General features: G+C 61.8%; 22 protein-coding genes and 1 tRNA gene. 11 read left to right on the forward strand and 12 right to left on the reverse strand.

The genetic code is table 11. The annotated features are described in order from the left end of the window. Positions 1-884: 884 nt before the first annotated feature. Positions 885-970, reverse strand: a tRNA-Leu gene (locus tag NTA49_RS09440). 195 nt (positions 971-1,165) lie between these two features. On the opposite strand from NTA49_RS09440, the gene NTA49_RS09445 reads away from it, so the two are divergent. Further along, on the forward strand, positions 1,166-2,146 hold the full coding sequence (locus NTA49_RS09445; RefSeq protein ID WP_258294488.1) for a complex I NDUFA9 subunit family protein: 981 nt from the start codon (positions 1,166-1,168) through the stop codon (positions 2,144-2,146). Here the strand turns inward: NTA49_RS09445 and NTA49_RS09450 are convergent. Next, positions 2,143-2,946 carry an undecaprenyl-diphosphate phosphatase gene (locus NTA49_RS09450; protein WP_258294489.1) on the reverse strand — a complete coding sequence of 268 codons (804 nt, stop codon included), beginning with the start codon at positions 2,944-2,946 and terminating at the stop codon, positions 2,143-2,145. The two genes, NTA49_RS09445 and NTA49_RS09450, sit on opposite strands and share 4 nt — an antisense overlap. Before the next feature lie 218 nt (positions 2,947-3,164). Between NTA49_RS09450 and NTA49_RS09455 the strand changes: the two genes are divergently transcribed. Genes NTA49_RS09455 through gltB form a run of 4 tightly spaced genes read left to right on the forward strand, consistent with a single transcriptional unit; the run spans position 3,165 to position 10,053 of the window. Beyond that, positions 3,165-4,604 carry an NAD(P)-dependent oxidoreductase gene (locus tag NTA49_RS09455; RefSeq protein ID WP_258294490.1) on the forward strand — a complete coding sequence of 480 codons (1,440 nt, stop codon included), beginning with the start codon at positions 3,165-3,167 and terminating at the stop codon, positions 4,602-4,604. A 48-nt stretch (positions 4,605-4,652) separates the two neighbouring features. Next, complete coding sequence (locus NTA49_RS09460) at positions 4,653-5,099, forward strand: GFA family protein (protein ID WP_258294491.1); 447 nt, start codon at positions 4,653-4,655, stop codon at positions 5,097-5,099. Beyond that, a complete protein-coding gene (locus NTA49_RS09465; protein WP_258294492.1) occupies positions 5,096-5,527 on the forward strand; it encodes a GFA family protein in 432 nt (143 codons plus the stop codon). Before NTA49_RS09460 ends, NTA49_RS09465 begins: the two co-directional genes overlap by 4 nt. Next, positions 5,524-10,053 carry a glutamate synthase large subunit gene (gltB, locus tag NTA49_RS09470; protein ID WP_258294493.1) on the forward strand — a complete coding sequence of 1,510 codons (4,530 nt, stop codon included), beginning with the start codon at positions 5,524-5,526 and terminating at the stop codon, positions 10,051-10,053. Before NTA49_RS09465 ends, gltB begins: the two co-directional genes overlap by 4 nt. Positions 10,054-10,076: 23 nt before the next feature. On the opposite strand, the gene NTA49_RS09475 is transcribed toward gltB, so the two are convergent. Next, positions 10,077-10,328 (reverse strand): hypothetical protein, encoded by a 252-nt coding sequence (locus NTA49_RS09475; RefSeq protein WP_258294494.1) that lies wholly within the window; start codon positions 10,326-10,328, stop codon positions 10,077-10,079. Positions 10,329-10,586: 258 nt separating this feature from the next. Here NTA49_RS09475 and mtgA point away from each other — a divergent pair, with 258 nt between their 5' ends. From mtgA to NTA49_RS09495, 4 genes are all read left to right on the forward strand, one after another. Beyond that, positions 10,587-11,306, forward strand: coding sequence for a monofunctional biosynthetic peptidoglycan transglycosylase (mtgA, locus tag NTA49_RS09480; RefSeq protein WP_258294495.1), 720 nt, complete (start codon positions 10,587-10,589; stop codon positions 11,304-11,306). A gap of 61 nt (positions 11,307-11,367) precedes the next feature. After that, positions 11,368-12,033 carry an FtsZ-binding protein FzlA gene (gene fzlA / locus NTA49_RS09485; protein WP_089421616.1) on the forward strand — a complete coding sequence of 222 codons (666 nt, stop codon included), beginning with the start codon at positions 11,368-11,370 and terminating at the stop codon, positions 12,031-12,033. A gap of 42 nt (positions 12,034-12,075) precedes the next feature. Next, positions 12,076-13,104 (forward strand): tRNA epoxyqueuosine(34) reductase QueG, encoded by a 1,029-nt coding sequence (queG, locus tag NTA49_RS09490; RefSeq protein ID WP_258294497.1) that lies wholly within the window; start codon positions 12,076-12,078, stop codon positions 13,102-13,104. Continuing rightward, the gene (locus NTA49_RS09495; protein WP_258294498.1) at positions 13,104-15,110 is read left to right on the forward strand and encodes a hydantoinase/oxoprolinase family protein; all 2,007 of its coding nucleotides are present in this window, start codon (positions 13,104-13,106) and stop codon (positions 15,108-15,110) included. The genes queG and NTA49_RS09495 overlap by 1 nt, the downstream gene beginning before the upstream one ends. 17 nt (positions 15,111-15,127) lie before the next feature. On the opposite strand, the gene msrA is transcribed toward NTA49_RS09495, so the two are convergent. Together msrA and msrB are read right to left on the reverse strand one after the other, a co-directional pair. Next, positions 15,128-15,634, reverse strand: coding sequence for a peptide-methionine (S)-S-oxide reductase MsrA (gene msrA, locus NTA49_RS09500; RefSeq protein ID WP_258294500.1), 507 nt, complete (start codon positions 15,632-15,634; stop codon positions 15,128-15,130). Beyond that, on the reverse strand, positions 15,631-16,080 hold the full coding sequence (gene msrB / locus NTA49_RS09505; protein WP_258294501.1) for a peptide-methionine (R)-S-oxide reductase MsrB: 450 nt from the start codon (positions 16,078-16,080) through the stop codon (positions 15,631-15,633). Before msrB ends, msrA begins: the two co-directional genes overlap by 4 nt. A 149-nt stretch (positions 16,081-16,229) precedes the next feature. On the opposite strand from msrB, the gene NTA49_RS09510 reads away from it, so the two are divergent. Continuing rightward, positions 16,230-16,763, forward strand: coding sequence for a glutathione peroxidase (locus tag NTA49_RS09510; protein ID WP_258294502.1), 534 nt, complete (start codon positions 16,230-16,232; stop codon positions 16,761-16,763). A gap of 20 nt (positions 16,764-16,783) precedes the next feature. Here NTA49_RS09510 and NTA49_RS09515 read toward each other — a convergent pair whose 3' ends face one another. The 5 genes from NTA49_RS09515 to NTA49_RS09535 all read right to left on the reverse strand — a co-directional run bounded on the left by NTA49_RS09515 (position 16,784) and on the right by NTA49_RS09535 (position 23,327). After that, on the reverse strand, positions 16,784-17,473 hold the full coding sequence (locus tag NTA49_RS09515) for a YjbF family lipoprotein (protein ID WP_258294503.1): 690 nt from the start codon (positions 17,471-17,473) through the stop codon (positions 16,784-16,786). Further along, positions 17,470-19,632 (reverse strand): YjbH domain-containing protein, encoded by a 2,163-nt coding sequence (locus NTA49_RS09520; RefSeq protein ID WP_258294504.1) that lies wholly within the window; start codon positions 19,630-19,632, stop codon positions 17,470-17,472. Before NTA49_RS09520 ends, NTA49_RS09515 begins: the two co-directional genes overlap by 4 nt. 125 nt (positions 19,633-19,757) lie before the next feature. Continuing rightward, entirely contained in the window at positions 19,758-21,677 is a 1,920-nt protein-coding gene (locus NTA49_RS09525) for a polysaccharide biosynthesis protein (RefSeq protein WP_261368241.1), read from the reverse strand. A gap of 181 nt (positions 21,678-21,858) precedes the next feature. Then, complete coding sequence (locus NTA49_RS09530) at positions 21,859-22,497, reverse strand: sugar transferase (RefSeq protein ID WP_258294506.1); 639 nt, start codon at positions 22,495-22,497, stop codon at positions 21,859-21,861. Continuing rightward, positions 22,494-23,327: an NAD-dependent epimerase/dehydratase family protein gene (locus tag NTA49_RS09535; RefSeq protein WP_258294507.1), complete on the reverse strand. Its 834-nt coding sequence runs from the start codon at positions 23,325-23,327 to the stop codon at positions 22,494-22,496. Before NTA49_RS09535 ends, NTA49_RS09530 begins: the two co-directional genes overlap by 4 nt. 99 nt (positions 23,328-23,426) lie before the next feature. Between NTA49_RS09535 and NTA49_RS09540 the strand changes: the two genes are divergently transcribed. Beyond that, complete coding sequence (locus NTA49_RS09540) at positions 23,427-24,545, forward strand: polysaccharide biosynthesis/export family protein (RefSeq protein WP_258294508.1); 1,119 nt, start codon at positions 23,427-23,429, stop codon at positions 24,543-24,545. Here the strand turns inward: NTA49_RS09540 and NTA49_RS09545 are convergent, their stop codons facing one another. After that, on the reverse strand, positions 24,546-25,799 hold the full coding sequence (locus NTA49_RS09545) for a glycosyltransferase family 4 protein (RefSeq protein ID WP_258294509.1): 1,254 nt from the start codon (positions 25,797-25,799) through the stop codon (positions 24,546-24,548). A gap of 75 nt (positions 25,800-25,874) precedes the next feature. Next, positions 25,875-26,279, reverse strand: coding sequence for a thioredoxin family protein (locus NTA49_RS09550; RefSeq protein WP_258294510.1), 405 nt, complete (start codon positions 26,277-26,279; stop codon positions 25,875-25,877). Positions 26,280-26,305 lie beyond the last annotated feature (26 nt).

The raw sequence follows: 26,305 nt of genomic DNA on the forward strand, positions 1-26,305 counted from the left end.
CGAGAGCCCCAAGCCCTTCAAATGGACCAAAACCGCCGAGGATATTCTCACCCGGGAACGCCGCGCCTTGGATAAGCTCGATCAAATCCGAGGGAACCGGTAAGATACGTCAGACTCAGAGCACTAGGTTTCTGGCTGAAACTACAAAGCAATTCGTTCGCTTTTCTCCGGGCTCCAACTCGGTTGGTGGTCACATTGATATTGCTACCGTCACCAAGCACGAAAATTTTAAATGGGTCGCGCGGAAGCACTTTTATGGAAGCGAACTCAACCCATTGGAGACCAACCATGGATGATCAAACAAAACGCAATCTCACGTCCGATCCGATTCCAAGAAGGGACGTAAATTTGCCGCCAATTATTCATGCCCCCAAGAACGAAGGTGTGGCATCCGTTGGATCAGAGCCGAAAGAGCAATCTGAAGCCAATAGCGCGCTTACGGGCATTAGCTTCAGTTAGGGAACGTCTGACTCCCCACCTTCAACGTGATATAGAAATCTTGGGCGCCCCCTACAAGGAGCCGACCAGATGCCAAAGCAGACTGCATTTCTTGGCCTTCGTGATGCGATGGACAAGAAGCAGACGCGGCGCGAAGCGTTCCTGTCCGAGATGGAGGCCGTGGTGCCTTAGGCTCCGCTGCTAGGAGTGGTCACACCGCATTATCCAAAAGTAGAATTGAAGGGCGGGCGCCCACCTGCTGTTTGTTGGAAGGAGGCGCTAATCTGATTCTGCTGCCTCAGGGCAGCGGTCTCTACTTGATCCGTCAGGACTCTAGAGAATAATCCAGCGTCGATGTGGCCTTCAAGGGGGGGGGATTGCAGGGTGGATTGAATCCAGATCAATCTCGAATTAACGAGATAATACAATATCTTATGGGAGAATGATGGTGCCCAGAAGAGGACTCGAACCTCCACGTCCTTGCGGACACTAGCACCTGAAGCTAGCGCGTCTACCATTCCGCCATCTGGGCACGGGTTGGTGACGCGTCGTTTAGGCAAGGTGGCGGTGGGTGTCAAACAGATTCTCACATGAAATTCGGGATCGCCGTATAAGTTTTGGCGAAAAACATCCGATGACGGCGAAAGCGTGCCAAATTGCCGTCTTGTCTGGCGCGGGCCTGCCCGTTAGACCCGATTGCAACGAATTGCCCCAAGGAGCTTTTGCGATGTCCAAGCTGGTCACTATCTACGGCGGGTCCGGGTTTGTCGGGCGCTATATCGCGCGTCGCATGGCCAAGGCAGGCTGGCGCGTGCGTGTCGCCGTGCGGCGCCCGCACGAGGCGATTTTTGTGAAACCCTACGGCGTTGTCGGCCAGGTCGAGCCGGTCTTGTGCAACATCCGCGACGAGGCGTCGGTGGCCGAGGTGATGGTGGGGGCCGATGCGGTGATCAACTGTGTCGGTATCCTCGCGCCCAGCGGCAAGAACACTTTTGACAGCATCCAGTCCGAGGGCGCGACCCGCATCGCGCGGATCGCAGCGCAGCAGGGCGTCGCGAAGATGGTGCAGATTTCGGCCATCGGTGCAGATGCGAATGCCGAAAGCGATTATGCCCGGACCAAGGCCGAGGGCGAGGCGGGCGTGTTGGAACACATGCCGAATGCGGTGATCCTGCGTCCGTCCATCGTGTTCGGTCCCGAGGATGAGTTTTTCAACCGCTTCGCCGGGATGACCCGCATGGGTCCGGTCCTGCCTGTTGTCGGCGCGGATACGAAGTTTCAGCCCGTCTACGTCGAGGATGTCGCCCGTGCCGCCGAAGTGGCCGTGACCCGCGATGACGTCTCTGGTGTCTATGAACTGGGCGGTCCGGACGTGGACACGTTCCGCGAGTTGATGCAGCAGATGCTGCTTTTGATCCGCCGCCGCCGCATGGTTCTGAACATGCCGTTCGGCGTTGCGCGCGCCGTCGCGTTCTTTGGCAGTGTGGGTCAAACCCTGTCGCTGGGCATCGTCAAGGCGCCGATCACCGCCGACCAGGTCGCCAACCTGCGTCACGACAACGTTGTCAGCGAAGGGGCGCGCGGCTTTGCCGAATTGGGGATCGAGCCGATTGCGATGGAATCGGTGCTGCCGGATTACCTGTGGCGCTTCCGCCCGTCGGGCCAGTATGACGCGATCAAGGAAAGCGCGAAGAACCTGCGCACTTAACTATACGCCCACCACAGAAGAAACGCGCCAAAGACGAGGCGGTAGATCACGTAGGGCGTGAAACTGACGCTTTGCAACAGGCGCATCATCACCTTCAGAGCCAGCAGCGCCGCGACAAAGGCGAATGCGGCAGCGATGCCACCATCGCGTGCCAGTGCCCAGTCGGCGTGATCGACCACATCGACCCCCAGCAACACGCCAGAGGCGATGATCGTGGGGATCGACATCAGCATCGACAGGGTGGCAGCCGCTTCGCGGTCATAGCCCAGCTTGCGTGCCGCCGTGATGGTGATGCCGGACCGTGACGTGCCGGGGATCAGTGCGATGACCTGCGCCAGACCCATTTTGACCGCGTCGGCCGCGGTCCAGTCGTCCTTAGACCGGGTCGTCGCTCCGGTCATGTCTGCCCAATAGAGCACAATGCCAAAGATGATCATGGTCCAGCCAATCACCGCGACCGACCGCAGCGCCTGATCCAGTCCCGTCAGCTTGATGATCAGGCCAGCGAAGATCACCGGCACCGTGGCGATGGCCAGGTAAAAGGCAAGCTGCGCACCGGGGGTGTCGATCTTGCCACGCATCAGTCGGCCCGTCCCGATTACTGCGCTGCGCACATCGGTCCAGAAGAACACGATTACCGCGAAAAGCGTGCCGACATGAACCGCGACATCAATGGCAAGGCCCTGATCGGCGGCCCCGGTGAGTGCGGGAAGCAAGATCAGGTGGCCGGAACTGCTGATCGGAAGAAATTCGGTGATGCCCTGAATGACGGCCGCGATCAGCAGATAATACAACGGCATACTCGTCCCCATCGGTCTGGATAACGCTGGTATAATCGCTGCGAATCAAATTGAAAGTGGCAATGTGGGTCCGGATCGGAATTAAATCCTAGGTTTAAATTGCGTGCCTAGCGTGGCATTGCAGAAAAAGTCATATATAGGTCAGTAGTGCTGCCTTTTAATGATCTTGAAGGTGAAGTATCAGGCGCGCAGAGGACCCCAAGCAAGGTAGGTAATCCATGGCCAAGCAGCCGATGCTGAAATTCACGACAGTCGAGCGGGACATGCCCCTGAAGCGTGCAGCCCCTGAACGTCGCGAGGATTTTGCCGAAATCTATGCCGAGTTTGCACATGCAAAGGCCCAAGAGCAATCCAGCCGCTGCAGCCAGTGCGGCGTGCCCTATTGCCAGACGCACTGCCCCTTGCACAACAACATCCCCGACTGGCTGCGCCTGACCGCAGAAGGGCGTCTGCAGGAAGCTTATGAGATCAGCCAGGCGACGAATACCTTCCCCGAGATCTGTGGCCGCATCTGCCCGCAGGACCGTCTGTGCGAAGGCAACTGTGTGATCGAGCAATCGGGTCACGGCACCGTCACCATTGGTGCTGTCGAGAAATACATCACCGACACCGCCTGGGATAAGGGCTGGGTCCTGCCGATCAAGCCCAAGCATGAACGCGCCGAAAGCGTCGGCATCATCGGCGCAGGACCCGGTGGTCTGGCCGCAGCCGACGTGCTGCGCCGCGCCGGTGTGCAGGTCACCGTCTATGACCGCTATGACCGTGCGGGCGGTTTGCTGACCTATGGCATTCCCGGCTTCAAGCTTGAAAAGGACGTGGTGATGCGCCGCAACGATCAGCTGGCGCTGGGCGGTGTCACCTTCCAGCAGAACTGCAATGTCGGCACCGACATCAGCTTTGCCGATCTGCGCGCGAAACATGATGCGATCATCATCGCGACAGGCGTCTACAAAAGCCGGGATCTGACCGTGCCCAACAGCACATCCGGCGGCGTGGTGCGCGCGATTGATTTTCTGACCGCAAGCAACCGCAAGAGCTTTGGCGATGCGGTGCCGGAATTCGACAGCGGCGAGCTGAACGCACACGGCAAGCGGATCGTGGTCATCGGCGGTGGCGACACCGCGATGGACTGCGTGCGCACGTCGATCCGCCAGGGGGCCACTTCGGTGAAGTGTCTTTATCGCCGTGACCGGGCCAACATGCCGGGCAGCCAACGCGAAGTGCAGAACGCCGAGGAAGAAGGCGTAGTATTCGAATGGCTGAGCGCGCCGAAAGGCTTTACCGAAAATAACGGTCAGGTCACGGGTGTAATGGTGCAGAAGATGCGCCTTGGTGCTGCCGATACCACGGGCCGTCAGACGCCCGAGATCATCGAGGGCGCGGATTACGTCGAAGACGCCGATATCGTCATCATGGCGCTGGGATTCGAGCCCGAAGCGCTGCCGACACTGTGGGATCAGCCCGATCTGGAGGTGACCCGCTGGGGCACCGTCATGGCGGAATTCACCACCGGCAGAACCGCGATGGAAGGCGTCTATGCCGTCGGCGATATCGTGCGGGGCGCGTCATTGGTGGTCTGGGCCATCCGCGACGGACGCGATTGCGCCAACGCGATACTGGAACAGATGGCAGCGCCGCATCAGGTCGCGGCAGAGTAGGCACGGGGCTGCAGCGCGACGCAGCCCATACCCCAAGCGAGACAGGTTATGAGCGGAACACATGCTGAGCAGACCAAGGGACGCTGCCTTTGCGGCGCGGTGACGGTTACCGTCACGGGCCCCTTGGGTGACATCTCTGCCTGCCACTGCGGTCCATGCACACGCTGGTCGGGGTCTGTCCTGATGGGCCTGGAAATCCCGCGCGACCGCGTGGTCTATGACGGCCCGATCAAGACCTATGCCTCGTCGTCATTCGCGCAGCGTGCATGGTGCGACACCTGTGGCACCGCCGTCTGGTTCACCGATACCGAAGGCGACGGTGCGGCCTGTCTTGAACTGGCACCCGGTCTCTTTGACGGTTTCGGCGGCGCACAGTTGACCCGCGTTGTCTATGCCGATCAAGCGCCCGAGGGCGTGAAGCTGGCCGGTAACCTCGACCGCGTGACCAAGGCCGACTACGAGGCCGCGAACCTGCACGTCGAGGACACACAGTGAGCGCTGAGCAGATCAACGGCCAGTGCCTTTGCGGTGCCGTGACGGTTAGCGCGACCGTGACCGATCCGGTGCTGCGCGCCTGTCACTGCGACATGTGCCGTGCGCTGACCAGCGGCATGTTCGTATCGCTGACCACAGATGCAGGCAGTCTGCGGTTCAGTGGTCCGATCACGACCTACACGTCTTCTGAATGGGCAAATCGCGGCTTTTGCGGCACCTGCGGGTCGACGCTTTTCTACGAAATCCCTGCTGCGGCTGAACGTAATGTCGCGGCAGGGCTGTTCAAAAATGCGGCAAATGCGCCGCTGACTGTGGAATTTTTCGCGGACATGTGTCCGCAGGGCTATACGCTGGCGGGCGATCATCGTCGCCTGAGCACGCCCGAAACAATCGCGATGTTCGCGCCCGTAGAAGGAGACGACCAATGACCAAATATGATGCAGACTGGGTCCGGGCCGAGGAAGCCAAACGCAAATACATGGCCGAAAACGGCATGTACTCCGAGGAAGAAGAGCATTCGTCCTGCGGCGTCGGCCTTGTGGTCAATATCGACGGCTCCAAAAGCCGTGCGGTCGTCGAAAACGGTATCGCCGCGCTCAAGGCGATCTGGCACCGCGGTGCTGTCGATGCCGACGGCAAGACCGGCGACGGCGCGGGCATTCACGTACAGATTCCGGTGCCGTTCTTCTATGACCAGATCGAGCGCACGGGCCACCGTCCGCGCAAGGACCAGCTTATCGCTGTCGGTCAGGTGTTCCTGCCGCGCACCAACTTTGCCGCGCAGGAAACCTGCCGCACGATCGTGGAATCCGAAGTGCTGCGCATGGGCTACAACATCTACGGCTGGCGGCATGTTCCGGTGAACGTCGCCTGCCTGGGTGAAAAGGCCAACGCGACCCGTCCCGAGATCGAGCAGATCCTGATTTCCAACAGCAAGGGCGTGGACGAGGAAACCTTCGAGCGCGAGCTTTACGTGATCCGTCGACGCATCGAAAAAGCGGCGTTGGCTGCACAGGCGCCCCAGCTTTACATCGCGTCGCTGTCGTGCCGCAGCATCATCTACAAGGGCATGATGCTGGCCGAGCAGGTCGCCGATTTCTATCCCGACCTGATGGACGAGCGGTTCGAGAGCGCATTCGCAATCTATCACCAGCGCTATTCGACCAACACGTTCCCACAGTGGTGGCTGGCCCAGCCGTTCCGCATGCTGGCCCACAACGGCGAGATCAACACGCTGAAGGGCAACCTGAACTGGATGCGCAGCCACGAGATTCGCATGGCATCCAGCACCTTTGGTGAAATGGCCGAGGACATCAAACCCATCGTTGCCAGCGGATCGTCGGACTCGGCTGCACTCGATGCGGTGTTCGAAGTGCTGGTGCGCGCGGGCCGCAACGCGCCGATGGCGAAAACCATGCTGGTGCCCGAATCCTGGTCCAAGCAGGCGGTGGAACTGCCGCAGGCATGGCGCGACATGTATTCCTATTGCAACTCGGTGATCGAACCCTGGGATGGCCCCGCCGCCCTTGCGATGACCGATGGCCGTTGGGTCTGCGCCGGTCTCGACCGCAACGGGCTGCGTCCGATGCGCTATGTCGTGACCAGTGACGGAATGGTCATTGCAGGGTCTGAGGCAGGCATGGTGCCGCTGGACGAGACCCGCATCGTGCGCAAGGGCGCGCTTGGCCCCGGTCAGATGCTGGCCGTGGACATGACCGAGGGCAAGCTCTTCGACGACGCACAGATCAAGGACCAGCTTGCCGCCTCGCAGCCGTTTGGCGAGTGGGTCGGCAAGATCAAGGAACTGGGCGACAGCTTTGGGTCCGTCACCGAAAAGGCTCTGTTTTCTGGTGCAGAATTGCGCCGCCGCCAGATCGCTGCCGGTTTCAGTGTCGAGGATCTGGAACAGGTGCTGGCCCCGATGGCCGAGGATGGCAAAGAGGCGCTGGCTTCGATGGGCGATGATACGCCTTCTGCCGTGTTGTCCAAGATGTACCGCCCGCTCAGCCATTTCTTCCGCCAGAACTTTAGCCAGGTGACCAACCCGCCCATCGACAGCTTGCGGGAATTCCGCGTGATGTCGTTGAAAACGCGGTTCGGGAACCTGAAAAACGTGCTGGATGAAGACAGCAGCCAGACCGAGATTCTGACGCTGGACAGCCCTTTTGTCGGCAACGCCCAATGGGACGAGCTGACCACGCATTTCAACGCCAATCTGGTCGAGATCGACTGTTCCTTCGCGCCCGGTGAAAACACCCTGAGCGCAGGTCTAGCGCGTATCCGCGCCGAGGCCGAAGACGCCGTGCGGTCGGGCGCTGGCCACATCGTGCTGACCGATCACTACAGCAACGCCGACAAGGTGGCGATGCCGATGATCCTGGCCACCTCTGCCGTGCATTCGCATCTGACCCGCAAGGGGTTGCGCACCTTCTGTTCGCTGAACGTGCGCTGCGCCGAATGCATGGACGCGCATTATTTCGCGGTGCTCGTCGGCTGCGGGGCCACAATCGTCAACGCCTATTTGGCCGAGGATTCCATCGCCGACCGGATCGAACGCGGCCTGCTGGACGGCAACCTGACCGACGCCATCGCGCGCTACCGCGAGGCAATCGACCAGGGCTTGCTGAAAATCATGGCCAAGATGGGTATCAGCGTCGTGTCGTCCTATCGTGGGGGCCTGAACTTCGAGGCCGTGGGCCTGAGCCGGGCGATGTGTGCCGAGTTCTTCCCCGGCATGACAAGCCGCATCAGCGGCATCGGCGTTACCGGCATTCAGTCGAAAGTCGAAGAGGTCCACGCCCGCGGCTGGTTGAGCGACGCGGTTTTGCCAATCGGCGGCTTCTACAAGGCGCGCCGTTCGGGCGAGACCCACGCCTGGGAAGCGACGTCGATGCACATGCTGCAAATGGCGTGCAACCGCGCGTCGTTCGAGCTGTGGAAGCAATACAGCGCCAAGATGCGCAGCAACCCACCGATCCACCTGCGCGATCTGCTGGACATCAAGCCGATGGGCAAACCGGTGCCCCTGGATGAGGTCGAAAGCATCACGTCGATCCGTCAGCGGTTCGTGACGCCGGGCATGTCGCTGGGCGCGCTGTCGCCCGAGGCGCACAAGACGCTGAACGTCGCGATGAACCGTATTGGTGCGAAATCCGACAGCGGAGAAGGCGGCGAAGACCCCGCGCACTTCGTGCCCGAGGCGAACGGCGACAACCCGTCGGCCAAGATCAAGCAGGTCGCATCGGGGCGCTTTGGCGTCACCGCCGAATATCTCAACCAGTGTGAAGAGCTGGAAATCAAGGTGGCGCAGGGCGCCAAACCCGGCGAAGGCGGCCAATTGCCCGGCATGAAGGTCACCGACCTGATCGCGCGGCTGCGGCATTCGACCAAGGGCGTCACGCTGATTTCGCCCCCGCCACACCACGACATCTATTCGATCGAGGATCTGGCCCAGCTGATCTATGATCTGAAACAGATCAACCCGCGCTGCAAGGTCACCGTGAAACTGGTGGCGTCCAGCGGTGTCGGCACGATTGCGGCGGGCGTGGCCAAGGCAAAGGCCGACGTGATCCTGATTTCGGGCCACAACGGCGGCACGGGCGCATCGCCCGCGACTTCGATCAAATACGCTGGTCTTCCGTGGGAAATGGGCCTGACCGAAGCGCATCAGGTGCTGGCGATGAACAACCTGCGGGGCCGCGTCACGCTGCGGACCGACGGCGGGCTGCGCACGGGCCGTGACATCGTGATGGCCGCGATGATGGGGGCCGAGGAATACGGCATCGGCACAGCCGCGCTGATCGCGATGGGCTGCATCATGGTGCGTCAGTGCCAGTCGAACACCTGCCCCGTGGGCGTGTGTACCCAGGATGAGGCGCTGCGGGGCAAGTTCACCGGCAATGCCGACAAGGTCGTCAACCTGATCACCTTCTACGCACAGGAAGTGCGCGAGCTGCTGGCCTCCATCGGCGCGCGGTCGTTGTCCGAGGTGATTGGGCGCGCGGACCTGCTGGCTCAGGTGTCCCGTGGCTCGGCGCATCTTGACGATCTGGACCTGAACCCGCTGTTGATCACCGTCGATGGCGCGTCTGAAATCGTCTATGACCGGGACAAGCCGCGCAATCCCGTGCTGGACACGCTGGACGCCAAGATCGTGCGCGATGCCGCGCGGTTCCTGGAAGACGGCGAAAAGATGCAGCTGTCCTATGCGGTGCAGAACACGCACCGCACCGTGGGCACCCGCACCTCCAGCCACATCGTGCGCAAGTTCGGGATGCGAAACTCGCTGCAGCCCGATCACCTGACGGTCAAGCTCTCTGGTTCTGCCGGTCAGTCCCTGGGGGCCTTCGCGGCGCCGGGGCTTAAGCTGGAAGTGTCGGGCGATGCCAACGACTACGTGGGCAAGGGCCTGTCGGGCGGCACCATCGTGGTGCGGCCGTCGATGTCCTCGACCTTTGTCGCCTCGGAAAACACCATCATCGGCAACACCGTGCTTTATGGCGCGACGGCGGGATACCTTTTCGCTGCAGGCCGTGCGGGCGAGCGGTTCGCGGTGCGCAACTCGGGCGCGTCGGTGGTGATCGAAGGCTGCGGTAGCAACGGGTGCGAATACATGACCGGCGGCGTTGCGGTGATCTTGGGCGAAATCGGTGCCAACTTTGGTGCCGGTATGACGGGCGGTATGGCCTATCTCTACGATCCCGATGGTCACGCGCCTGCGATGATGAACATGGAAACGCTGGTGACTTGCCCGGTGACGGTAGACCATTGGCGCAACCAGCTGGAAACGCTGCTGGAACGGCATCTCGAAGAGACGGGTAGCCAGAAGACGGCGGATATCCTGCAGCATTGGGACACCGAGCAGAAGCATTTCATGCAGGTCTGCCCCAAGGAGATGCTGGTGCATTTGCCCGCGCCCCTGTCCATCGAGGAAAAGGCGATACCGGCGGAATAGGGACTGACAAGGCCTTTTTGGCCCTATCCTTGCTTCAGCGCCGTGCGGGCATCTCTTATCCGCACGGCGTTTTCGCGCGACCCGACATAGATGTTCTCTGCCAATATGTCGGCCACGCGTCCCACGTTGGTGCCCATCTTTGCGGCGATGACGTGCTGGTCGTTTCCGGTCCAGCTGAGCAGCCAAACCGTTGCGGCATCGGCATAGCTGAACACCGGTGCCGGTGAAGAGGTCGATAATCCGACGCTGCCGGATGTGTTAAGTGCGGTGATCATCCCGGTTTCTCCATGTTGCAATGCGGGAACTTCAGGTGCGGGCCTAATTGACCATGCCCGGAAAATAGCACGGATTTGCGCAGTCTCCGACGCATTAACATTTTGTTATTTCTTAAATTTGTGTGAATTCCAGGCGACGCTGCACCGGGTGCGACCCCTGAGCCGTGATCTGTAAAAGGCTCGGGCTTTCCCGCCAGTCCCGCACCCCTGGCAGTGCCAAAGATTGCGAGGCCGCAACGGGAGGTCTATAGCTGTCGGATGGCGAAGAAAAACAGCGGAAAAACAACCAGGACGGCCCCGCGCCCCAGCTTGCGGCGGCGGCTGTTTCGCTGGTCGTTGCGTGCGGTCAGCATCGTGTTTCTGGTGATGTCCGCGCTGACGGTTCTCTATGCCGCTGTGAACCCGCCCACGACTATCTACATGCTGCAGGAATCGCGCAGGCTGGGCGGGCTTGAACGTCAATGGGTGACGCTGGACAACGTGGCCCCGGTGATGGCGCGGGTTGTCGTGGCCGCCGAGGACGCGAATTTCTGCAACCACTGGGGCTTCGATCTGGTGGCGATTCGCACCGCGATTGAAGAAGGCTCTGGCCGGGGGGCTTCCACCATCAGCCAGCAGGTCGTCAAGAACGTCTATCTCTGGCAGGGGCGCAACTGGACACGCAAAGCGATCGAGGCGGTGATGACCCCCATGATCGAGGCGATCTGGTCGAAACGCCGGATCATCGAGGTTTATCTGAACGTGGTCGAATTCGACGATGGCATATTCGGCATCCATGCCGCCGCGCGCCACTACTTCGGCGTGACCCCCGACGCGCTGAGCGATGTGCAGGCGGCGCGCCTTGCCGCGATCCTTCCGCTGCCCAAGGAACGGTCGGCCAGCAATCCCAGTCAATCCGTCCGGCGGCGCGCCGCCGCAGTCCTTGACGGGGCGGCAACAATTGACGCGGATGGGCGCGCATCCTGTTTCCAGAGTTGAAAAGGCCCGTCAGCCCGTGCAAGGAAGGCGGACGTTTCGATCACCTTATAGCGGATACCCCATGGCCCGTATGTTTCACGTTCCCCTGTCCCCCTTCTGCCGCAAGGTCCGTCTGAGCCTTGCCGAGAAGAAGATCGGGGTGGATCTGGTAGAAGAGAAATACTGGGAGGCAGACGCCGATTTCCTGCGCCGCAACCCCGCCGCCAAGGTGCCGGTGTTGCAGCTGGACGGCATTACCATGTCCGAAAGCGGGCCGATCTGCGAATATCTCGAAGAGACGCGGCCCGAACCGTCGCTGTTGCCCAAGGACCCGGTTGCACGGCTGGAAGTGCGGCGGCTGGTCAACTGGTTCGACGACAAGTTCCACAACGAAGTCACGTCGAAACTGCTCTACGAGCGGGTGAACAAGAAGATGATGGGGCAGGGCTATCCCGACTCCAAGAACGTCAAGGCGGGCGCCAAGGCGATCAAATACCACTTGGATTACATGACCTGGCTGCTGGATCACCGGCGCTGGCTGGCGGGCGACCAGATGACCCTGGCCGATTTCGCGGCTGCCGCGCATCTGTCGTCGCTCGATTATATCTCTGACGTGGATTGGAACCGCTCGGCGGTGGTCAAGGACTGGTACGCCAAGATCAAGAGCCGTCCGGCGTTTCGCAACATCCTGGCCGATCAGGTGCCCGGATTTCCGCCGCCCCGGCACTACAATGACCTGGATTTCTAAGGCGCGCTTCGGCGTGCCGGGTGTCGTCGATCCCGCGCGCCTATGGACCTGAAACAACAGGTCATCGCCCGCGCTCTGGAAGAAGGGTTTGTAATGGCGCGCGTCTGCAGGCCCGATGCCGTGCCGCACGCCGCCCCACGGCTTCAGGCCTTCGTCGAGGCGGGCTATCACGGGCAGATGGCCTGGATGGCCGAACGGATGCACTGGCGTGGCAACCCCGCAGCGCTCTGGCCCGAGGCGCGGTCGGTGATCATGCTGGCCGAAAGCTACGCGCCGGAATATGACCCGCTGCCTTTGCTGCAGGAACGGAATCGCGGTGTGGTCTCTGTCTATGCCCAGGGTCGTGATTACCATGATATCGTCAAGAAACGGCTCAAGCGGTTGGGCCGCTGGCTGATCGACACTGCCGGCGGCGAGATCAAGGTTTTTGTCGACACCGCCCCGGTGCCGGAAAAGGCGCTGGGGCAAGCGGCCGGGTTGGGATGGCAGGGAAAGCACACCAGCCTGCTCAGCCGCGAATGGGGCAACTGGGCCTTTTTAGGCTCTGTTTTTACTACGCTTGAGCTTGAGCCCGACCAACCCGAAACGGGTCATTGCGGCTCTTGCACGGCCTGTCTGGACATCTGCCCGACCAATGCATTTCCCCAGCCCTACCAGCTCGATGCACGCCGCTGCATTTCCTATCTGACGATTGAGCACAAAGGCCCCGTAGCCGAAGAGTTGCGCGCCAAGATGGGCAACCGCATCTATGGCTGCGACGATTGCCTGGCGATCTGTCCGTGGAACAAATTCGCCACTGTGGCCAGCGACATGCGCTATCACGGCGGTGTCGGGGCGCCCCCGCTGGCAGAACTGGCGGCGCTGGACGATGCGGCGTTTCGGGCGCGGTTTTCAGGCTCTCCAGTCAAGCGGATCGGGCGCGACCGGTTTGTACGCAACGTATTGTACGCAATCGGGAATTCAGGTGTCGCGGAATTGCTGCCAGTGGCGCAAGGCTTGTGTGAAGATGCGGATGCGACGGTGGCCGATGCGGCGCGCTGGGCGGTGGCGCGATTGAAGGGAACAGCCTGATGGCGATCTTGTTGGGTGTGGATACGGGCGGAACCTATACCGATGCGGTCCTGATCCGCGATGAAGAGGTGGTGATCGCAAGCGCCAAGGCCCTGACCACGCGGCAGGACCTGGCCATCGGCGTGGGTGAGGCCGTGCGCGCGGTGCTGGCGCAATCTTGCGTGACGGCGGCAGAGATCACGATGGCGTCGCTGTCGACCACGCTGGCCACCAATGCGCTGGTAGAGGGGCAGGGCGGTCGCGTGGCGCTAATATATATCGGTTTTCGCGAGAGGGATCTTGATGGCCATGGCCTGCGCGAGGCGTTGAAGGGCGATCCTTACATCGTGCTTGAGGGCGGTCATGACCATGCAGGAGCGCAGGTCACCCCGCTGGACGAGGCAGCGCTGATTGCCTTTCTAGAGACACATAAGACGGATGTCAGCGGCTTTGCTGTTGCCGCGCAGTTTGGCACGCGCAACCCCGCACACGAGGTCCGCGCGGCTGAACTGGTCACCCAGATCACCGGCCGGGCGGTGTCGGCTTCGCACCAGTTGTCGGCCAAGCTGAATGGGCCCAAGCGGGCGCTGACGGCTGTGCTGAACGCGCGGCTGATCGGGCTGACGCTGCGTCTGATCGGGCGGGCCGAACAGGTGCTGGCCGATCTGGGTGTCACTGCTCCGATGATGGTGGTGCGGGGCGATGGCGCGTTGATCAGTGCTGCCCAGGCCCGTGCCCGGCCGATCGAGACGATCCTGAGCGGCCCTGCTGCGTCGATTGTCGGCGCGCGTTGGATGACCGGGGCCGACATGGCGCTGGTCAGCGACATCGGCGGCACCACGACGGATGTTGCGATGCTGAAAAACGGGCGACCCGCGATTGATCCGGGAGGCGCGCGCGTGGGTCCTTACCGCACGATGGTCGAGGCGGTGGCGATGCGCACCACGGGCCTCGGTGGCGACAGCGAAGTGCACTTCACGGTTGATGGCTTGCAGGGCGGCGTCACGCTGGGGCCGCGCAGGTTGCTGCCTGTGTCGCTTATCGCGCACGAGGCGGAAGACGTCGTTTTGCCCGCCTTAGAGCAACAATTGCGCAGCACTACGCCCGGCGATCACGACGCCCGCTTTGTCCGTGCGGTGCAGGGCATCGAGGCGCACGGGCTTGCCCCGCGCGATGCGGAACTGCTGGACCGGATTGGCGCGAAAGTCTGGCCGCTGGGCAACGTTCTGAAATCCCGGCTGGAGCTGGGTGCGCTCAAGCGGCTGGTGGAACGCGGGCTGGTGCAGATCGCGGGCGCGACCCCGTCGGACGCCGCGCACGTGTTGGGGCGCGTGAACGTCTGGAATGGGGAGGCCGCGCGTATGGCGCTGGAACTGTTCGGCAGACGCCGCACTGGGGCTGGGGTGATGCTGGCGCGTGATCCGCTTGTGATGGCGCAGATCATCGTGGATCAGTTGACACATCAGTCTGGTCTTGCCTTGCTAGAGACTGCCTTTGCCGAAGACGCGCAGGACTTCGGCCTTCCAGAAGAGACCTTGGCCCGTCATGTGTTGATGCAACGGGGCCTTGGTCCGCACAGGGGCGTTATACGTATCGACACAGGATTGAACGTGCCGGTTATCGGCTTGGGCGCGTCGGCAGACAGCTATTATCCTGCGGTGGGCGCATTGATGGGCTGCGAGATGATCCTGCCCGAGCACGCAGGTGTCGCCAACGCCATCGGCGCAGTCGTCGGGCGGGTGACGATGCGGCGTAGTGGGACGATCACCTCGCCCTCCGAAGGGCGGTTCCGTGTGCACTTGCACAGTGGCCCCGAAGACTTCACGGCATCGGATGCGGCTCTGACACGGCTGGAAACGGCCCTGCGTCAAGCTGCGGTGTCGGATGCCGAAGCGGCGGGCGCGGGTGATATCCAGATCAGAGTCGAACGGGACATTCGCACCGCCGAAGCCGAAGCGCGGCAGGTCTTTGTCGAAGCGACGCTGACCGTCGAGGCGTCGGGCCGCCCGCGCATGGCGGACGGCTGATTTTCATCTTTTAGGGTCTATTCCGCAGCACGTTTAGGCAGCACCCAACCGGGGCGCACGAAATGGCAGGTATAGCCGTTGGGGATGCGCTCCAGATAACCCTGATGCTCTGGCTCGGCCTCCCAGAAGTCGCCGACAGGCTCCACTTCGGTCACGACCTTGCCGGGCCAAATCCCCGACGCTTCGACGTCCGCGATTGTGGCCAGCGCCACGGCCTTCTGGTCTTCGTCAACGTAATAGATCGCCGAACGATAGCTTAGCCCGACGTCGTTGCCCTGACGGTTGGGCGTGGTCGGGTCGTGGATCTGGAAAAAGAACTCCAGCAACTCGCGGTAGGTGACCACTTCGGGATCATAGATGATCTCGATGCCTTCGGCGTGGGTCCCGTGATTGCGATAGGTTGCGTTGGGCACGTCGCCGCCGGTATATCCGACGCGGGTCGATTTCACACCGGGCCGCTTGCGGATCAGGTCTTCCATCCCCCAGAAACAGCCGCCTGCCAGTACTGCGCGTGCGTCACTCATGCCACGTCCTCCACTTGATTGATGTAATCACCATAGCCTTCCGCCTCCATGTCATCGCGGTGCACAAACCGAAGCGATGCCGAATTGATGCAGTAGCGCAGGCCGCCACGGTCACGCGGGCCGTCGGGAAAGACGTGGCCCAGGTGGCTGTCGCCGTGGGCGCTGCGCACCTCTGTGCGGATCATGCCCAGGCTGCTGTCGCGCAATTCGTTCACATGCGCAGACTCGATCGGCTTGGTAAAGCTGGGCCAGCCGCAGCCGCTTTCGTATTTGTCGGCGGATGCGAACAATGGCTCGCCCGAGACGATATCGACGTAGATTCCGGGGGCCTTGTTGTCCAGCAGCTTGCCTGTTCCGGGGCGTTCGGTTCCGCTTTCCTGCGTCACGTGGAATTCTTCGGGGGACAGGCGCGCGATGGCGTCGGGGTCTTTGGTATAGGTGGCCATGGTGCCTCCTCTGGTCTGGTTTCTTTGGCTATAAGATGGTGCGCGTGCGCCAAATTCAAAGGGATGTTACAGCGCGGTCACGGAAAGGAAAGATGATCCGGCAGCGGGTGCCTTGCGTATCCTTGGTAAGAACCATGAGGAGCGACGCCATGAAACGTCTTATCTCACTTTTTGCAGGTCTGGCGGCAAGCCTTGCGATTGCCTCTGCCGTCTGGGCCGGTGTCAGCGCCCGCAGCTTTTCGAATATCGACGGTGGCCAGTTGGATCTGAACGATTGGGCCGGACGCCCGATCCTGGTGGTGAACACCGCCTCGCAATGCGCCTATACCTCGCAATATGACCAGCTTCAGACACTGTATGACCGCTACCGTGCCCGTGGTCTGATCGTTCTTGCCGTGCCCTCCGACGATTTCCGCCAGGAACTGGACAGCGCCGCCGAGGTCAAGGAATTCTGCGAGATGAACTTTGGGCTGGACCTTCCGATGACGGCTATCACCCACGTGCGCGGTGCTGCGGCCCACCCGTTTTACGTCCAGGTGCGCGCCGAAACCGGGTTCGAGCCTCGCTGGAACTTCAACAAAATTCTGATCGGGCCGGACGGAAAGGTCGCAGCAACCTGGGGCGCGCCGGTCAAACCATTGTCGTCGCCGGTGACAAAAGCGATCGAGGCGCTGCTGAACTAGCAGTCGTTGATGACAAGGCACTATTTTTTGAGCAGGCGTATGTCGAAATAGCCGTGTTCCGGCCCCGCCCATTGTCGCGATTTCCAAACGGTTATATCGCGACGGTCGATCCAATAGTGGTTTGAAATCTGTCCAGACGCAGCGCTGCAGTCTTCCTGCAGGTGGATGGTCGGAAACTTTTGTCCGACAATCTCGATGGTTTCGGGGCCAAGATTGCGCACCTCGCAGGCGAATGACATCTGGTTAATGCCGTTCACGTCGTTTCGGAAATACATCACCCGCTGGCCGGAACTGTCCGAAAGACCACGCACCGCCGTCAACGCAGGGGTGGCGTCGGCAGAGGCAAGATCGCGCCCCAACCCCTTGGTGCCGATCAGCACGCCATCGCGCAGGATCACCTGACCCATCGCAGCCGTGCGCCAGATCACCACAGTTCCATCGTCCGCGCGCTCTGCCAAGGGGATCAGATACGCAGTCCGGCCGTTTTTTGCGGCGATGATTTCCAGAGATGGCGCGCCCAGGCTGTTCAGCAAGGGCCGGGTCAGGCTTGGCAGTTGCGCGGGCGTGCGTTCGGCTTTGCGCTGGGCAATCGCCACCTTCGCCACTTCGCCCAGGGAGGCCGATTGCGAATCGGTTCCTTCGGTTCCGCCGGTGCAGGCGACACCCAGCAAGATCGCGGCCAATGCCACGCATTTGAAAAAGGTTCTCATTCCCAGACCCTTCCAAAGTCAGCTGCGATACCACTGCGGTGCCCGTGGCGGACCTGTTCGTACAGGCGTCCGGGCACGGCCAGACGGGCGCCGCCATCGCGCTGGATCGGGCGGATCGTGGTGGAAACGGTGCGCTTGGATGGCTGTCCGATGAACCAGCTGACCGGAATACTCAGCAAGATACCCTTGTCGAAGGACCCTTCGCCAAAGTCCGCGGCCGACACATCCGTCAGAGTAAAGAACCCGCCGACCCGCCAGCCATTGGCAAATTCGCGGGTCACGGTTGCCGTGCCACCCACGTCGCCCGCCAGATAGCGGCCCGCTTCCAGTTGCCCGTGATAGCCGCCGCCAAATTCGTAGTAGGCCGACACGTGGCCCGTGGCTGCGGAATAGTCAGCGAAGCCAAGGCGTTGCTCGAAATCACGCTGTCTGACGTAATTCGCTTCGACTCCCAAGGCGAGGCGGCTGTTGACGGGCTTCCACAAAACTTCAGCCGATACGCCGCCGAACATCGCCTCAAGGTAACCTGCGGACACACGGGCATAGGTGTCTGCGCGGGGTTTCCACTGCTTGCTGATGTAGAGATTGCGCAGGGTGGTGTCACCCGCTTGGGCATAGCGCAGCGCATCCGTGCGCACCTTTGGCAGGCGCGAATTGGCAAATCGCCGACTGTCAGAAATATTGCCGACCAGGCGGTGTTGCACCTCGCCCGCGACCAGCCAGCCGGGGGCAAAGCGATAACGGAACTCAGCGCTGAGACCGGCATCGGCGCGGATCGGACTGTCGGGGTCGAAATAGCTGGGTGTGACATAGGGACCGATGGAATAGGCCAGCGATGGATACAGATCGGCGCTGTAAATGGCGCCGGGCAGGTCTGGTGCGGCTTCGCTGAAACCGGCGACCGCCAGAAGCGCGTCGGCGCTGTTTGGCGCGAATTCCAGCGCTTCAAGGTCTGAGCGGCGCAGGATGATGGTGCTGAGCGCCAGGTTGTTCTCGACCACCACGAGGCGGAAGGTTTCGACCGACGCAGGCAACTGCTGCGCCATCACACGCGCGGCCCTGCCGATCGCCGCGGCGTCGGAGGCATAGCGGCGGTTGATGAACCGCAACTCGGCGCTGTTGGTGCTGACGCTCAATTGGTCCAGCGACAGGCCCTCTTTTTCCAATGCGGGGGCAAGGGCGTCGCGGATTGACTGAGGGGCGGATGCGCTGCGGCTCCACTCTTCTGACCAGGCGTCGGGGCTGGTGGTGAGCTCGGGGCGCGGCTGGATGGGGCGCGGACCTGCGACCACCAATGGCGTAACGGCCTGTGCAGGATTGATCTGGAACTGCACGCTGAGCCCGAACTCTGCGCCGTACATCCAGTAGGCCCCCAGTCGCAGTCTTGGCGAATGCTGATATTCCGCGCCAAAGTTGAACCTGCTTTTGCGGGTGAAGACCCCACGCGATGTTTCGGGGGTGTAGGCATCGGTGGAAAGCTCTGCCTTCAGTGCCCAGCGGCCGTCAATCTGCCATTCGATCCCGGCAAAGGGTGCGGCGGGCCCGCGAAACCATTGATCGGTGGCCAGCGTGCCACCCTTGCTGTTGGGATCGAAACTTGGGCGGACATTGCCAAGCGGGGACCCGATGGACCCATCTGTGCCAAGCCGTCCCCAGCCAAGGCCCGCCGTGACACGCAGGGTGCCGGGAAGGCTTAGAGGGCTGTCAAAAGTCCTGGTGGCGACCACATATTCAGCGGCGTTGATGCCGGTGCCTGCAAAATCCTGCAGGCCAACCGTGATTGCGGGCCAGTACAGGGTTTCGCGGCGAAGCAGAAAGCGGATGTCGAAGTTGCGGTCGCGGTAGGTGTCGAAACCGTTCGAATTCCAGTTCTGAATGCCGACATAGCGAAAGGTGGCAGAGATGCGGGGCGAAAACTGGAACGTCATTGCACTGCGGCTTACTCCACCGAAGAACGAATAGCTGACCGCGAGCTGTCCGTCAGGCAGTGCTTCGGCGGTGGGCACATCCATCAGGCCGGGGCTGCCGTAGAGGTTCAGCGAGGGCTGCACCGGCATGCGGAAACGGGGGGTGTCGTCGATACCTTGTGCCGCACCGGCAGTGCCCAGCGTGGCGAGGGCTGCGGCAAATATCGTCTTGCGGAAAATGTCTCGCAGCACGCGGCATCCGTTCTTTGGCAAACTTACTCAGGGTTCGATCGTGCGTACTAAACGCCAGATAATTCTTATGGCGGGGATGGTTATTGACGCAGCGAGGTGTTCAGGTGACGACGGATTTGCAGGGATCATGAAGCTGGCGCGGCCTGTGCTTGGGCGTCGTGCGCCGTTCTGACGGCCTGCGAATAGCCCTCGACCCAGCGCATTGCGACCTCCTTGGCGGCCTGTTCGTCGCCTGCGGCCAATGCGGACCGCAACGCACTCAGGACGCTTGCGATTTCGATCTCGGACAGGGCGGCTTCGTCTGCCGACAGGATCTTGCGGTGGCTGGTGCCTGTCAGATTACCGGTCACGGTCAGCTCTTCGGTCAGTTTCTCGCCGGGACGCAGGCCGATGAATTCGATCTCGATGTCGCCGTCGGGGGTGATGACATCGCGCACGGTGTAGCCCGCGCTTTCGACGATCTGGCGGGCCAGCCGTTCGATGGGCACGGGTTTGCCCATGTCCAGCACGAAGACCTCGCCGCCCTTGGCCATCGCACCGGCGCGCAGGACCAGATGCACGGCCTCCTGGGCGGTCATGAAATAGCGTGACACGTCGCGGTGGGTCACGGTGATCGGCCCGCCGCGGCGCAGTTGTTCCTGAAACAGCGGGACGACCGACCCGGAAGAGCCCAGCACATTGCCAAACCGGACCATCGTGTAGACGGGGCCCTCACCGGCGGGCACGCGCGTGGCCAGATCCTGTATCACCAGTTCCGCCAGACGTTTGGACGCGCCCATGACGTTCGCGGGGCGCACTGCCTTGTCCGAGCTGATCAGAATGAACCGCTCCACCCCGGCTTTCGCCGCTTCGGAGGCGAGGGTCTGGGTGCCCAGCACATTGTTTGCAAGACCGGTCAGCGGATTGCTTTCGACCAGCGGCACATGTTTGTAGGCGGCGGCGTGCAGCACCACCTGGATGTCGTGATCAGACAGGATGCGCCGCACCTGTCGGCCATCGGTCACGGAGCCGAGGATCGGCACGATTTCGGTGTCCGTCTCTTCGGCAAGCTGGCGCAGTTCAAGATCGACCCTATACAAGGCGACCTCGCTTAATTCGAACAGCACCATCTTGGCGGGGCGGCACTGCATGACCTGACGGCAAAGTTCCGAGCCGATGGACCCCCCGGCGCCCGAAATCAAGACGGTCTTGCCCTGATAGCTTTCGACACCGCCATTGCCCGTCACATTCTCCACCTCATCGCGGTTCAGGAACAGCGCCGGCTCCACATCGGTCAACTTGTCGACCAGCGCCTCTTCTCCGATCAGCTGGGCGAAGGAGGGCAGGGTCTGCACCTCTAGCCCGAGCTTCTTTAACCGGCGCGAGATTTGCGCCTGTTTCGGCAGGCTGAGGGACGGCAGGGCCAGCAGAACGCGATCAATCTGCTTTTCTGCCGCGATTTCCGCGATGCGAACGGGCGAATAGACATGCAGACGCGCGACCACCAGCCCGTGCAACGCCTTGTTGTCATCGACGAAGGCGACCGGTTCGATGTGTTCATGGGTGCGCAGCGCAGAGACCAGTTGCGTCCCGGTCGTTCCCGCGCCGTAGATCAACACCCGGCAGCGCACCGACGACCGCCGATAGATCGCCAGCACCACCTGCAACAGCACCGCGCGGCTGCTGATCGAAAAGATGAAGAAGCTGATGCCAAAGACGATATGCGTTGAAATTACCATGGGCAGCTGCACCGCAGTGGCCAGCAGAACGGAAACCATCACAAGCGCTATGGAAAATGCACCCGTCAGGCCGATTGCCGCCGTCTCGTAGGCATTCAGCTGAATGGCAGAGACGCCAAGAAAGATCGACAGCGCGCCCGCGGCAAGCAGCAACAGGGGCAGAACCTGCAGATAGGAGTGCATCATCTCCAAGGCGGAGCCTGCGCCGCTGCTGCCCGCGTGCAGCGAAAACGCCAGCAAAAGCGCAAGCGGTATCAGCACGGAGTCGACGCCGAGCATGATGTTGCGCTTTTGGGGCCGGGACAAGGATTTGACAAAACTCAACATAGGCGTCCCAAGCTGCACTAAAACCGCGTGATCCGTTGCGGTTCAGGTGGCAACAGCCCCGACCGCATTGAAAATGCCGGGATACTGCGAAGCATCATCCGGCCCTGATAGCGTTGGATCGAAAAGGTTAACAAACAGACAACAGGCGCGGTCAGCAGCTAAAGAAAAGTAGCAACCGCTGTCAGCCGTCATCCGCGCGAGTGGCAGAAGACCGACCGCGAAACAGGTTGCCGATGGTCTGAAAAACCAGACCAAAGTCGTAACAGGTGGACTGGTTGCGCTGGTACAGCATATCCAGCCGCGCTTTACGTGGAATGCAGATGCGGGTGTAGATGTCGTCGGTTTCCTGCGCGGTTTTGCACCGCGCCAGCAACCGATCTTCGTGCTTGTGAAACATGATCGTCGCCAGACCCGTCACGCCCGGTCGAGAGTGCAGCACCTGACCATAGATGTCGGGAAACCGTTCGACGTATTCGCGCAGGGGCGGGCGCGGTCCGACAAAGCTGAGATCGCCCCTCAGGATGTTCCACAGTTGCGGAAACTCGTCCAGCCGTCTGGCCCGCAGACTGGCGCCCAAGGGCGTGATCCGCAGGTGCTTGTCCCCGCCCGAGACGCCCGCATCGCCGTCGACCACGGACATGGTGCGGAACTTCCACAGACCGAACGGTTGCGTCGGGGTCTTCATCCGTTCGGCGACATAAAACAGCGGGCGGCCCTGTCGGATCAGGATATAGCAGATCAGCCACAGGATGACCGGCCCCAGGATGATCACCAGCAGGCTTGCAAAAAACAGATCGAATATCCGTTTGCGCCACGTCATGACGGTGCCTTTGCCTGACGCCAATCGGCGATGATACCGCTAGCACTGCCGCATTCTGGGGCAATTGGCACTATTCTGGCAAGTTCTTCGGTGTTCAGTGTCACATCCCAGATCACGCGATCATCCGGCGTGCGGGGCCGCCATGACAAACCGGCGGCGTCCAGCAATGCGCCCATCTGCACCGCGCCGGGGGCCGCGATGTTCAGGATCGGCGGCAGCGCGTCTGCGGTCACCAGATGGCGCAGGACGCGCGCAAAGGTCTGGGGGCCAATATAGCTGCGGCGTGGGGTGGCGCCATCGGGGCGCGCGTCCAGTGTCATGCCGGGATGCCAGCCGCCCAGAATCGCATCCGCCCCTGCCACATTGCCGATGCGCAGGCAGGTGACCTGTGCCCCCGTGGCAAGCGCGGCCTGCTCCATCTCCAGCTTGGACTGCCCGTAGGCTGAGGTGGGCACGCATATGTCCGTTTCGCGCAGGTTCGCACCCCCCGCGCCATAGACCGCCGCGGACGAGGTCAGAACCACCCGCGCGCCCTGCGACGCGTCGATTGCGGCCAGCGCCAGCGCGGTGTTGTGCCTCAGCGCGTGGGGATCGCTGCCGGTCACACCCGCTAGACACAGGATGCTGTGCGCCTCGGCGCAAAGGTCCTTCAGCCCCCGGGGATCGTGCAGGATGTCCACGGTGGCAAAGCCGTTCCTTGCCGTCCGAGATTGCCAGCAGACGCGCTTTGTCTGCCAGAAAGCGCGCAGAACAGCACCCAAGCGCCCCGTGGCCCCCAGAACCACGCAGCGCTTATTCTCGTCTTCCGGGCGTGTTGACGTTGACGGCATGACCCCATTCAGTATCTTGCCAAGATGAAAGTTCCAACAACGCAGCATCATTCTGCCAGCTGAGTTGCTTGGACCATATCCGCCGGGGGCGCAAACGTGATGACAGGACCAATGCGGTTTATCGGGTCGCTTTGCCTTCTCTGGGTGCTGGCCGCCTGTTCGGAACTGCCCCGTGGTGCTGCCGTCGATACGGAAATCCTGAAAACCTCATCTGACGTAGAAGCGGATTTTGCGATCTATCCGGTGACCAAGGCATTCCTGCCTTCGATCCAGAATTGGCCCAGCGTCGGGGACGAACATTACACCTGGATCGGCGCGACCAAAGGGTCCAATTCGCAGGTGATCTCGGCCGGGGATACGCTGAACATCCGCATTTGGGATTCGGGTGAAAATTCACTGCTGACGGCTGCAGGATCGCCGGTGGCCGATCTGACGGCGGTGCGTGTGACCAGCGCAGGGACTGTTTTCATACCCTATGTGGGCAAGGTCAACGTGGCGGGGCGCACTCCAGACAGTGCGCGTTCGGTCATTCAGAACAGCTTGGAAGAGGTGGTGCCTTCGGCGCAGGTTCAGGTGACCATGGCCGAGGGGCGTCTGAACTCGGTCGATCTGGTGGGTGGCGTGCGTGCGCCCGGCGCATTCGCGATGCCGGACCAGAACTTTTCCGTCCTGTCGCTGATCGCGGCGGGTGGCGGTGTTGACGGCAGCCTGAAGAACCCGCAGATCCGGCTGATGCGGGGCGGCGATATCTACGGCACCTCGATGGACCGGCTGTATGAAAATCCCGGCGATGACACCCGGCTGCGCGGCGGCGACAAGGTGATCGTCGAGGCGGACGAGCGCTATTTCGTCTCCATGGGGGCCGCAGGCAACCAATCCCTGCACCCGTTCACCAAGGATCAGATCACCGCGACGGACGCGGTGGCGATTCTGGGCGGTGTGAACCCCGCGCGGGCCAATCCCAAGGGCATCCTGATCCTGCGCGAGTATCCGGCCAGCGCCGTGCGCCCCGGCGTGCGCGGCCCGCGTCAGCCGCGCGTGGTGTTCACGCTGGACCTGACCAATGCCGACGGTCTGTTCTCGGCCCGCAATTTCCTCATCAACTCGGGCGACGTGGTGCTGGTCACCGAAAGCCCGGTCAACGGGGCACGGACCGTACTGGGGTTGGTGGGGTCGGTCTTTGGCGTGGTCAACACGGTCGGCAACGCCCGCAACTGATCACGCAGGCAATGCAATCGCCTTGTACGCCGGGACCAGCGCATTGATTTGGCGCAGATGCTCGGGCAGGCAGACGTTGAGGAAATCATAGGTCTTGACCACATGCGCCCGCGCGTTCGGGCCAAGATGGGCATAGGCGTCGGGACGCGCCAAGACATCGACAACCTGTGCTGCCAGCGCCTTAGGATCGAAGAAATCCACCAGCAATCCGGTTTCGCCATGGGTGATCGCCTCGCGCACCGGATCCACGTCGCTGGCGACGATGGTGGCCTGCATCGACATCGATTCCAGCAGCGACCACGACAGGACGAAGGGCATCGTCAGATAGATGTGGCACCGGCTGATCTGGATCAGGCTCTGGTAGGCGTCGTAAGGCACCTGCCCCAGAAAATGCAGGCGGGACCAGTCGACGCGGTCGCCGACCTCGGCCTCCATCTGACCGCGCAGGCCCTTGGGATGCTTGGACTTGCCGCCATAGGACGCATCATTGCCGCCCACCACCATCACGCGGGCCTCTGGCCGACCTTCAAGGATATCGGGCAAGGCGCGCATGAACTGGTGAAAGCCGCGCGTCGTCTCAAGGTTGCGGGCGACATAGGTGACGATTTCGTCGTCGCGGGTCAGCGGACGATTGAGCCGCCCCACCTGCACTGTCACGTCCGGGTTTGGCAGGAGCGTGTCGGTGCGGATACCATCGTGACAGACATACATCTTGTCATGAAAGGCTTTGGGAAATCGGTTCTTCTGCCACTCGGTCGGGCATTGCGCCAGGTCCACGCGGTCGATGTTGACCAGCGGCACAGTGTTGTGTGCCTGCATCATGAACGACGCGTGGGCATTGGCGGGGTCTTCGGGGTCAAAGCCGACAGGTCCGCCGGTGACGCTGTAGTAGTATTCAAAGAAACCGATGACCGGCACCTTTGGATAGACTTCCTTGATGAACGTCAATTCGCCCCAACCGATGTGTCCGATGATGATGTCGGGTGTCCAGCCTTCCTTGTCTCGCAGGACTTGCGCCGCCAGTGCACAGCCAAAGCCGGACCCGGCGGCGTTTTCCCATGTCTTGACCAACCCATAGGCGTCTTTGGAGGCCTTATGGTGGGATTTATAGATCACCGCGCGCACGCCGGTCATCTGCGGCGGTTGCTTGCGCTGGGTTAGAAAGACGATGTCGTGATCGCCGGTGTCGGCCAGCCACTGCACGAATTCGCGGTACTGTCCGGGCATGTTCTGGTGCACAAAAAGCAGTTTCATCAAAATACCTTGGGGCTGAGTGTGCAAAGCCTGGCGCGGCCTTGCGGTGTTCGCAACGAAACGCGGCAGGAGAGATCAGGCCGCGTTCAGCGCCGCATCGAGCAGTTCGCGGATCTTGTGGGCCTGCGGCTGGTTCACCAGACGGGCAAGTTCGGCGCCGCTTTTCATCACCAGCAGGGACGAACGACGGTCGACCTTCAACCGCGCGGCCATGCGCGAGGGGCCGTAGGTGTCCCAGTTCACGTCGATGAATTGCAGTTCGCGGTAGGCAGGCGTGCGCGACAATGCCTCGGCGATCAATTCCTGCTTGATCTGGCAGGTCAGCGACCAACTGGTGCGAAAGTTCAGGATCACCACCTGATCCGTGGCGCGCACCGCATCCCAGAGTGCGGGACTGAAGGTGCGCACCTGAATCGCGGACGCCGCGTGCGGCAAGACAAGGGTGGCGGCAGTGGCGGTCAGAAAGGCGCGACGGTTCATCACAGGGCGGGCTCCGGGGGTGAATG

Origin of the sequence: Pseudosulfitobacter koreensis, assembly GCF_024733015.1 — a bacterium.
In the GTDB taxonomy this organism is placed as follows: Bacteria; Pseudomonadota; Alphaproteobacteria; order Rhodobacterales; family Rhodobacteraceae; genus Pseudosulfitobacter; species Pseudosulfitobacter koreensis.

Coding starts and splice junctions, on each gene's coding strand:
- NTA49_RS09540 (WP_258294508.1), top strand. CDS start 23,427: ATGACAGGACCAATGCGGTTTATCGGGTCGCTTTGCCTTCTCTGGGTG.
- fzlA (WP_089421616.1), top strand. CDS start 11,368: ATGGCCCGTATGTTTCACGTTCCCCTGTCCCCCTTCTGCCGCAAGGTC.
- NTA49_RS09530 (WP_258294506.1), bottom strand. CDS start 22,497: ATGACGTGGCGCAAACGGATATTCGATCTGTTTTTTGCAAGCCTGCTG.
- msrA (WP_258294500.1), bottom strand. CDS start 15,634: ATGAGTGACGCACGCGCAGTACTGGCAGGCGGCTGTTTCTGGGGGATG.
- NTA49_RS09510 (WP_258294502.1), top strand. CDS start 16,230: ATGAAACGTCTTATCTCACTTTTTGCAGGTCTGGCGGCAAGCCTTGCG.
- NTA49_RS09460 (WP_258294491.1), top strand. CDS start 4,653: ATGAGCGGAACACATGCTGAGCAGACCAAGGGACGCTGCCTTTGCGGC.
- NTA49_RS09545 (WP_258294509.1), bottom strand. CDS start 25,799: ATGAAACTGCTTTTTGTGCACCAGAACATGCCCGGACAGTACCGCGAA.
- NTA49_RS09475 (WP_258294494.1), bottom strand. CDS start 10,328: ATGATCACCGCACTTAACACATCCGGCAGCGTCGGATTATCGACCTCT.
- NTA49_RS09495 (WP_258294498.1), top strand. CDS start 13,104: ATGGCGATCTTGTTGGGTGTGGATACGGGCGGAACCTATACCGATGCG.
- NTA49_RS09455 (WP_258294490.1), top strand. CDS start 3,165: ATGGCCAAGCAGCCGATGCTGAAATTCACGACAGTCGAGCGGGACATG.
- gltB (WP_258294493.1), top strand. CDS start 5,524: ATGACCAAATATGATGCAGACTGGGTCCGGGCCGAGGAAGCCAAACGC.
- NTA49_RS09525 (WP_261368241.1), bottom strand. CDS start 21,677: ATGTTGAGTTTTGTCAAATCCTTGTCCCGGCCCCAAAAGCGCAACATC.
- NTA49_RS09535 (WP_258294507.1), bottom strand. CDS start 23,327: ATGCCGTCAACGTCAACACGCCCGGAAGACGAGAATAAGCGCTGCGTG.
- NTA49_RS09515 (WP_258294503.1), bottom strand. CDS start 17,473: ATGAGAACCTTTTTCAAATGCGTGGCATTGGCCGCGATCTTGCTGGGT.
- msrB (WP_258294501.1), bottom strand. CDS start 16,080: ATGGCCACCTATACCAAAGACCCCGACGCCATCGCGCGCCTGTCCCCC.
- NTA49_RS09550 (WP_258294510.1), bottom strand. CDS start 26,279: ATGAACCGTCGCGCCTTTCTGACCGCCACTGCCGCCACCCTTGTCTTG.
- NTA49_RS09450 (WP_258294489.1), bottom strand. CDS start 2,946: ATGCCGTTGTATTATCTGCTGATCGCGGCCGTCATTCAGGGCATCACC.
- NTA49_RS09445 (WP_258294488.1), top strand. CDS start 1,166: ATGTCCAAGCTGGTCACTATCTACGGCGGGTCCGGGTTTGTCGGGCGC.
- queG (WP_258294497.1), top strand. CDS start 12,076: ATGGACCTGAAACAACAGGTCATCGCCCGCGCTCTGGAAGAAGGGTTT.
- mtgA (WP_258294495.1), top strand. CDS start 10,587: ATGGCGAAGAAAAACAGCGGAAAAACAACCAGGACGGCCCCGCGCCCC.